This is a genomic window from Fibrobacter sp., from assembly GCA_024399065.1.
Classification (GTDB): domain Bacteria; phylum Fibrobacterota; class Fibrobacteria; order Fibrobacterales; family Fibrobacteraceae; genus Fibrobacter.
Genome location: JAKSIB010000092.1, coordinates 1 through 1,564, shown reverse-complemented (window position 1 = coordinate 1,564; position 1,564 = coordinate 1). Strand labels below are relative to the sequence as shown.

Annotated in this window: 2 protein-coding genes; both read left to right on the top strand. The window is 38.6% G+C overall.

Annotation, left to right across the window (positions count from 1 at the left end; genetic code table 11):
• On the top strand, positions 1-551 hold a 551-nt coding region (locus MJZ25_16585; protein ID MCQ2125784.1), incomplete at its 5' end, for a transposase.
• 125 nt (positions 552-676) lie between these two features.
• A complete protein-coding gene (locus MJZ25_16580; protein ID MCQ2125783.1) occupies positions 677-1,417 on the top strand; it encodes a transposase in 741 nt (246 codons plus the stop codon).
• Positions 1,418-1,564: the final 147 nt, after the last annotated feature.

The following is a 1,564-nucleotide window of genomic DNA, read 5'->3' as shown; positions in this document are numbered from 1 at the left end:
CAAGCCGATACAATCCGGTCATGCTTTTGAAAGTATTAATCTACTGCTACATGACAGGAATCTATTCATCAAGAATGATAGCCAAACAGTGCCGTGAAAACGTAAACGTGATGTGGCTAACAGGATTCCAGAAACCAGACTTCCGGACGATCAACAAATTCCGAAGTGAAAAACTTAAAGATTCAATCGAGGAAATATTCATTTCAACGGTAAAGCTTCTGAACAAGAAAGGATATGTCAGTCTTGAAAAATATTTCGTGGATGGAACAAAAATCGAAAGTGCTGCAAACAAGTACACCTTCGTCTGGAAACGGGCAGTCGAGAAAAACGAAAAGAAGCTTGATGAAAAACTCAAGGTGTTCCTTAAAGATGTTGAAGAAATCACTCACAAAGAAAATGAAGTTTACGGTGACAAGGATTTTGCAGAACTTGGAGAAGACATTACTGTAACAAGTGAAGAAATCAAGGAAGCTGCAGCAAAAATCAATGAACGGCTTGCAGAAATAAATGACCTGGATGATGAAAATTCAAAAGATGTAAAAAAAAACTGAAAAAAGCAAAACATCAGATTGAAAAGGACTATCTTCCAAGAAAAGAAAAATACGAAAAGGCGAATGAAACCTTCAACGGCAGGAACAGCTACTCAAAGACAGACGAAGACGCAACTTTCATGAGGATGAAGGAAGATGCCATGCTCAACGGGCAGCTCAAGCCCGGCTACAATATTCAGGTTGGAACCGAAAACAATTTTGTAATCGGCTATGATGTTTTTCCAAACCCGACAGATACAAGAACCTTCATTCCACATCTTGAAAATGTACAGAACCGCTTGGGATGCAAGTTCAAGACAGTGATTGCAGATGCTGGTTATGGAAGCGAAGAAAATTATGATTATCTGGAAGAAAAAGAAATTACAGGGGCAGTAAAATATTCGACTTACGAAAAGGAAACAAAACGGAGCTTCAAGAAAAAAGTCTTTAATGCAGATAACTGGAAATATGATGCTGAGCAGAAAGAATACACCTGTCCGTGCGGAAATCCTGTCCCTTACAAAATGACACGTAAAAGAAAAAACGATTCTGGATATGAACAGATTGTTGATGTCTACCAATGTGAAAACTGTGAAGGCTGTCCGTTCAGGGAATTATGCACAAAATCTGAATACGGAAGAATGATACAGCGGAACGAAAACTGGATTTCTCAGAAGACAAAAGTAAAAGAACTTCTCGCAACTGATGAATATAAAGTCCTCATGAAAAAACGCTCAACAGAGTGTGAAACAGTATTCGGTCAGACAAAAGGGAATCTGAAATTCAGGAGATTTCATCTTCGTGGCAAGGAAAAAGTCGGAACAGAATGGGGATTATTGATGCTTGGATATGATTTTAAGCAGCTTGCAAGATTGATGAAAGCCTAAAAAAAAACAACAACCAAAAAAATTGAAAAATCACATTTTGACAAAAAAAGGCTGCCCTTTTTTGAAGTTTATACAACTTCTAGGACAGCCCCTTTTATGGGCAGTGAGAGGATCGAACTCCCGACATTCTGGGTGTAAACCAGACGC